This is a genomic window from Marisediminitalea sp., from assembly GCF_984433645.1.
Genome location: NZ_CFIDRX010000083.1, coordinates 1 through 6,529 on the forward strand (window position 1 = coordinate 1; position 6,529 = coordinate 6,529).

Below are 6,529 nucleotides of genomic sequence, written 5' to 3' on the forward strand. Positions count from 1 at the left end.
TGTTGCGCGGAAAACCTGGTGAGCGGTCATGCCTATAAATTAGGTGATATTCTGACGTATAAAAACGGCACCACGGTTGAAATAGTGAATACCGACGCAGAAGGCCGTCTGGTGCTGGCAGATGGCTTGATTGCCGCTGTCGAGTCTCAGGCTAAGTATATCGTTGATGCCGCTACGTTAACTGGCGCGGCGACGGTTGCGCTGGGTTATGATTACCACGCAGTATTCAGTCTTAATCCTTCTTTGTCTCAATCACTCTTAAAAGTAGCGGAGTCCGAGCAAGAGCGCTTCTGGCCGTTACCTTTAGAACCTTGGCATCAGGATCGTTGTCCTTCGTCATTTGCCGATACGGCAAATTCACGGGCACAAAAAGGCGGCGGCGCTGGTGGTGCATCGAATGCTGCTGGGTTTTTATCGCGCTTTGTGACTGGCAATGAACAGGGTTGGTTGCATCTGGATCTGGCGGCGGCATATCATGGAAGTGCAAATGCGGAAATGCCTGCTGGCGGTACCGGGGCCGGAATTAAAACTCTGGCGGCATTTCTACGCGCCGAAGGCTGACAAAGACAGCACCGGTTCGCCTTGTAGCAAACCGGTGCAAAGAATAAGAATGCATGGCGATGGGGGGGTTAAATGCCGCCCAATCGCTCTGCCAGTGTTTTATATTTTTCGACGTCACTGCGGTCGAACAGAGGATTCCCGTTTTGGTCTTTGTCTTTGGCAACCAGTAAACTCTCGCGCTGTAAGCGTTCAACGCGAATTTCTTGCACATTTAGGAAGTCCGCTACTTCCTGGACTGTCATTAAACTCATTTTTGATACCTGTCTCGTTTAGGGTAGGTAAAGTAAAGCGCATAAATGTACATTTGTGAATAAAAAGTTAATCATTAATGCGTTACAAAACAAAGGCAATCTTCCAGGCGCATTGCTATATTTAGCGCAAACACTACCGGTTGATTACGAAGAGTTTTCCATAAAGAGGATATAAATGGATACCTGGTCTGCAGCGGTGATGCTGTTTTTGATTATGGACCCACTGGGCAACCTGCCGATTTTTATGTCGGTGTTAAAAATGATCGAGCCCAAACGACGCCGGTTCATTCTGGTCCGGGAACTGCTGTTTGCGCTGGTCATCCTGTATGTCTTTCTGTTCAGCGGTCAAGCCGTGCTGGATTTCTTAAATGTGAAGCAGGAAACGGTAAGTATTGCCGGTGGGATTATATTGTTTTTGATAGCGCTGAAGATGATTTTTCCGGTAAAAGGCGCGAGCCCGATAGGCCTGGCGGCGGGAGAAGAGCCTTATATTGTACCGCTGGCAATCCCGTTGATTGCCGGTCCTTCCACGTTGGCTGCACTTATATTGTTGTCAAACCAAAGCCCTGACCGAATGGGGGATTGGGCGTTGGCGTTGGGTGCTGCCTGGATTGTCAGTGCTGCTATTTTACTTTTCTCCGGCGTATTTCATCGGATATTAGGCGAGCGAGGGTTGGCCGCGATGGAGCGCCTGATGGGCATGATTCTGGTGATGATTGCGATACAAATGTTTTTAAACGGAGTGGGTACTTACTTTTCGCATGTAAGCTAACCCAGGAGACGTATTTTGAAAAAGAAACTGTCCACCTTTGCACAGGTGCGCGCGCTAGAGGGGCGTAACGCCATCGCATTTAGCGTCGCGTTGCTGGATAGAATGGTGCCAAATTATCAGTTGTTTTGTGAAGTCACTGAGTATGGTGATCCGTCGGTGCTGACACATTGCCTGAGTCTGATGTGGGAAGTGCTGGGGAATCCAAAAAGCAAAGTTAACTTTGCAACTCAGCTGGAAAAAGTGGAGGAAGCCACGCCAGATACCAGTGATTTTGACACCTATGGTGTGTACCCGGCGATTGATGCTGCTATTGCGATGTCGGCAACCATCAATCTGATACTCAAAGACGATCCGCAAGGCGCGGTTGTAGTGAGTAAACTGTCACAGGGCAGTGTAGAAGCTTACTTGCTGGCTACAGACGAAGCCACCGACGAGACAGTAAAATCACACCCCTTGATGGAGTTTGAGATAGCGATTCAGCAAGAGCTGCTCGATACCGTGCAAAGCGACAAACCCTGGTTGGAAAAGCTTAAACTGCTAAAAGACATTGCTGCCAGTGAAGGGATTAGCAATATCGGTATCGCTCGGGATTAATGCACAGTGGCACGCACCGGCTGGCGTCAGGCGGTGAGCAGATAATAGCTCAACTGACCGGTGTGTTTTTGTTTCAACACGCTTAATCCTTCAGGTAAAACCAACTGCGGGGCATTGGTTTCTTGCTCGACATAGATTTTGGCATGCTCAGCAATTAACCCGTGCTGTTGCAGCGCATTCAGTGTCGGGTTAACCAGGTCGTGCTGAAACGGCGGGTCGATGAAAATAAGGTCATAGGGCTGTGAAAGTCCCGCTAAAACCTGCAGCGCATCGCCCTGATGAACGGCTGCCTGGGCTTTCAGCAGGGTTAGGTTTTTCTTTAGCTGGGCCACGGCCTGGCTATTTTTTTCAATAAACGTGGCGTCACTGGCATAGCGCGATAACGACTCGAGCCCCAAAACCCCGGATCCGGCGAACACATCCAGCACTTTTGCGTCCTGGACGTCGGTCATTAACCAGTTAAACAGGGTCTCGCGGGTACGGTCGGTGCTCGGCCTCAAACCCTCTGCGTCGAGCACGGGTAAACGCCGTCCTCGCCATTGTCCGCTGATTATTCTTACACTACCGCTACGCCCCGATTGGCGTTGAGATTTTTTTGCTACTCGATTCATTGTGCCAGAGAATGCTATTATTCGCCGATATTGATTCTATTTGTATCCAGTTTACCGCACAAAGCGGATTCTCAGTAAGGATTTGTCAAAACTATGTCTAAACTTTTTGGCTGGTTGAACAAGAAAAAGCCCGAAGAAAAACCACAGAACGACGTGCCCGCAACCGAGCCAGCAGACGTACCTGCCGATATCACACCAGACGCTGACGCGCCGGTGGAGCCTGCGGTTGTTGAGTTAGCCCCGGAACCCGAAGTTGCAGAAAACAACGATGTGCCTGACGTTGAGCTTGTTGAAGAACCTACTCAGGCGCCTGCAACAGTGCCTGAGCCTGTAGCAACTCCAGCACCAGCTTCCGAAAAGCCGGTAGAAGAGAAAAAGTCGTTCTTTGGACGCCTGAAAGCCAGCCTGTCTCGAACCAAGGCTAATCTGGGTAGCGGCATCGTCAGCCTGTTTAAAGGTAAAACCATAGACGAAGACCTGTACGAGGAATTGGAAACCCAATTGCTGGTAGCCGATGTGGGCATGGACACAACAGGTAAAATCATCAAGCAACTGACCGAGCAAGCGAAATTGTCTCAGTTAAAAGACGGCGATGCGCTGTATGAGCTGCTGAAAGGGCAGCTAAAGCAAATGCTACAGAATGTCGACAAACCGCTCCCGGAAGTGATTGCACAGCACGATAGCAGCGAAGGACCTTTTGTTATTTTAATGGTAGGTGTTAACGGCGTAGGTAAAACAACCACGATTGGTAAACTGGCCAAGCAGTTTCAGCAGGATGGAAAGAAGGTCATGCTGGCCGCCGGTGATACCTTCCGAGCTGCGGCTGTAGAACAGCTCCAGGTCTGGGGAGAGCGCAACAATATTCCGGTGATTGCACAGCCAACAGGGTCAGACAGTGCGTCTGTGCTATTTGATGCCTTGCAATCGGCGAAAGCTCGCGGTATTGATATATTAATTGCCGATACTGCCGGACGTTTGCAAAACAAAGATAACTTAATGGAAGAATTGAAAAAAGTGGTACGGGTTATGAAGAAAATTAACCCGTCTGCGCCCCATGAAGTTATGCTGACACTGGATGCCGGTACCGGTCAGAATGCAGTCAGTCAGGCCAAACTGTTTAATCAGGCAGTTGGGCTTAGCGGCATTACCTTAACCAAGTTGGATGGGACCGCCAAAGGCGGTGTTATTTTTGCTATCGCCGATCAGTTTGGTATTCCTATTCGTTACATTGGGGTAGGTGAAGGCATTGACGATTTGCGCAGTTTCAATGGCGATGAATTCATCGAGGCGTTATTTGCCGAGGCAGAAAAAGGCGAATAAGCGCGAGGCATAATAACAACAATAATCAGCAGTCAGGATCAACGATGATCAGATTTGAGCAGGTAAGCAAAACGTATCCCGGTGGACAACGGGCCTTGTCAAAAGTGGACTTTCACATAGCACAGGGCGAAATGGCCTTCTTAACCGGCCACTCTGGTGCCGGTAAAAGTACGCTGCTCAAACTGATTAGCATTATGGAGCGTCCCACCGTAGGGCGAGTGCTCATCAATGGCCATGACCTGAACGTGATTAAACGCCGTCAAATCGCCTACATCCGACGGGATATCGGGATGATTTTCCAGAGCCACCAGTTGTTGATGGAAAAAACTGTATTCGACAATGTCGCACTGCCACTGGTGATTGAAGGCTACTCCCACAAAGAAATCAGCAAGCGTGTCGATGCCGCGCTTGAAATGGTGGGGCTTCGCAGCAAAGCGCGTAATTTGCCCATTACTCTGTCTGGTGGTGAGCAACAGCGTGTTGGTATTGCCCGGGCAGTGGTGAACAAGCCGCCGCTGTTACTGGCTGATGAGCCTACCGGAAACCTGGATCCCAAACTGTCGATGGAAATTGTGCGGTTGTTCGAAGATTTCAATCAGGCCGGTGTATCTGTACTCATCGCAACCCATGATTTGGGGCTTATCGCCCGAATGAAGTATCGCACGCTCACCTTGAAAAACGGCAAAATGATAACCGACGGCCTAACCGAAGATGAGGACTTGCTATGAGTATCTTGTTTAAAGGCCGTAGCCAGGGCGCTAGCGAGCGTAAGATCAATATCCTGCAACGTATAGTCATGTTCTTCGTTAATCACGTCAGACAGGCACTGGGGAGCTTAGGTGAGTTGTGGCGTCAGCCGGCGGCCTCACTAATGACCATTGGCGTATTGGGGTTAAGTATTACGTTACCGAGTACGTTGTATATCCTGGTTAAAAATACTGAAAAAATCAGTGCTGGCTGGGAACAGGCTGCCGAGATTTCTTTGTTTCTGAAGCCCGGCACTTCCGCGGGCAGTGCTCAGCAACTGCTTACGCGGCTGCAGACCTGGTCTGAAATTGATCGCGTGGTGTATATTCCCGCCGACGATGCATTAGCTGAGTTTCAGCAGTTGTCTGGCCTGGGCGATGCAGTTAAGTATCTTGAGTCAAACCCATTACCAGATGTGGTTCTGGTCACGCCGAATGAAAAACATGTCGCCCCTACCTCGGCGCGATTGTTACTGGAAAAGTTACAACAGCAGCGCGAAGTGGATATTGGCAAGCTGGATATAGAATGGCTGGAGCGCCTGTATCGGTTCCTGAATATTGCCACGGAACTGGTTACAATTATCGGTGTGCTGCTGTTTATTGCCGTCATTCTCATAGTTGGCAATACCATCCGGCTGAACATTTTAAATAAACGCGATGAAATTCTGGTAATGAAGCTGGTTGGTGCGACTGACAGCTTTATTCACCGCCCGTTTCTGTACACGGGGTTTTGGTACGGTCTGCTCGGAGGGGTCATTGCCTGGATGGCCGTTATCCTGATTTTGTGGTGGATGGACAGCAGTATTCAGGCATTTGCTGCGCTATACGACAAAAGCTTCCGAATCACCGGGCTAACCGGGACGGCGTTGTTTACCATGCTGGGATTGTCTGTGTTGCTGGGCTTGGTGGGTTCACTGATATCTGTACAACGACATGTGCGAGAAATTGAACCGAAATAACCTTGTGGTTGTACCCGGCCTGCGTGCAGGGGCAGCCAGGTGAACTATCTGGCTCACTTGGTTTTGTCGCAACCGCATGCCGACTCGTATTTTGGCAATCTGTTAGGCGATTTCCGCCGTGGCGTAAAAGTGACGGCCTTTTCTGAATCCGTACAGGCAGGGGTGACTAATCACCTGCTGGTCGATAAGTTTACTGATAGCCACCCTGCAGTCATTGCTGCGAAGCAACAGGTCAGCACACAGCGCAGGCGCTTTGCCGGTATCTTGCTGGATATTTGCTTTGACCACTTCCTGTTGGTGCACTGGCAGCGTTTTTTGGCCACACCCGTGTCGCAGTTTACTGAGCATGCCTATTCAAATCTGTCGGCTAATCTGCCTGACATGCCCGCTACCATGCAGCGAATGGTTAACAGTATGGTGACAGACCGTTGGCTGGATAGTTACGATGATATGGCACAGCTAAATGTGGTGCTGGAGCGCACTGCAAGTCGTATCCGATTCAAACACCATTTTCATGGCAGTATTGAGGAAGTAGAACGCCATTATGACACCTTCGAGTCGGCGTTTCTTAGCCTGTTTCCCGATCTGTTGCAGTATATTCAGCACAATGGCCCTGAACCTGGCGTTGCCGTTGAGGTTTTAGGTCCCTGATATCGCTGCGCGATTCAGGGATGACGGGGAAGTACGCGATTCAGGGATGACGGGGAAGTACGCG

7 protein-coding genes and 2 pseudogenes are annotated in these 6,529 nt (G+C 49.9%); 7 read left to right on the forward strand and 2 right to left on the reverse strand.

Annotated elements, in window-relative coordinates:
- Positions 1 to 561 (forward strand): annotated as a pseudogene (locus tag AC4MRN_RS11825) (aminopeptidase PepB); the annotation flags it as partial.
- Between the two features lie 68 nt (positions 562 to 629).
- Here the strand turns inward: AC4MRN_RS11825 and AC4MRN_RS11830 are convergent.
- Positions 630 to 812, reverse strand: coding sequence for a helix-turn-helix domain-containing protein (locus tag AC4MRN_RS11830; RefSeq protein WP_073320839.1), 183 nt, complete (start codon positions 810 to 812; stop codon positions 630 to 632).
- A gap of 175 nt (positions 813 to 987) precedes the next feature.
- Here AC4MRN_RS11830 and AC4MRN_RS11835 point away from each other — a divergent pair, with 175 nt between their 5' ends.
- Positions 988 to 1,584 carry a YhgN family NAAT transporter gene (locus AC4MRN_RS11835; RefSeq protein ID WP_073320836.1) on the forward strand — a complete coding sequence of 199 codons (597 nt, stop codon included), beginning with the start codon at positions 988 to 990 and terminating at the stop codon, positions 1,582 to 1,584.
- Between the two features lie 12 nt (positions 1,585 to 1,596).
- Positions 1,597 to 2,178: a YjaG family protein gene (locus AC4MRN_RS11840; RefSeq protein WP_073320833.1), complete on the forward strand. Its 582-nt coding sequence runs from the start codon at positions 1,597 to 1,599 to the stop codon at positions 2,176 to 2,178.
- A gap of 26 nt (positions 2,179 to 2,204) precedes the next feature.
- On the opposite strand, the gene rsmD is transcribed toward AC4MRN_RS11840, so the two are convergent.
- Entirely contained in the window at positions 2,205 to 2,789 is a 585-nt protein-coding gene (rsmD, locus tag AC4MRN_RS11845; protein ID WP_491203388.1) for a 16S rRNA (guanine(966)-N(2))-methyltransferase RsmD, read from the reverse strand.
- 342 nt (positions 2,790 to 3,131) lie between these two features.
- Between rsmD and ftsY the strand changes: the two are divergent.
- The 4 genes and pseudogenes from ftsY to AC4MRN_RS11865 all read left to right on the forward strand — a co-directional run.
- Positions 3,132 to 4,109: pseudogene (ftsY, locus tag AC4MRN_RS11850) on the forward strand (signal recognition particle-docking protein FtsY); the annotation flags it as partial.
- A 44-nt stretch (positions 4,110 to 4,153) separates the two neighbouring features.
- Complete coding sequence (ftsE, locus tag AC4MRN_RS11855; RefSeq protein WP_073320824.1) at positions 4,154 to 4,837, forward strand: cell division ATP-binding protein FtsE; 684 nt, start codon at positions 4,154 to 4,156, stop codon at positions 4,835 to 4,837.
- The gene (gene ftsX / locus AC4MRN_RS11860) at positions 4,834 to 5,814 is read left to right on the forward strand and encodes a permease-like cell division protein FtsX (protein ID WP_073320819.1); all 981 of its coding nucleotides are present in this window, start codon (positions 4,834 to 4,836) and stop codon (positions 5,812 to 5,814) included. Before ftsE ends, ftsX begins: the two co-directional genes overlap by 4 nt.
- A gap of 39 nt (positions 5,815 to 5,853) precedes the next feature.
- Positions 5,854 to 6,465 carry an acyl carrier protein phosphodiesterase gene (locus AC4MRN_RS11865; RefSeq protein ID WP_491055606.1) on the forward strand — a complete coding sequence of 204 codons (612 nt, stop codon included), beginning with the start codon at positions 5,854 to 5,856 and terminating at the stop codon, positions 6,463 to 6,465.
- Positions 6,466 to 6,529 lie beyond the last annotated feature (64 nt).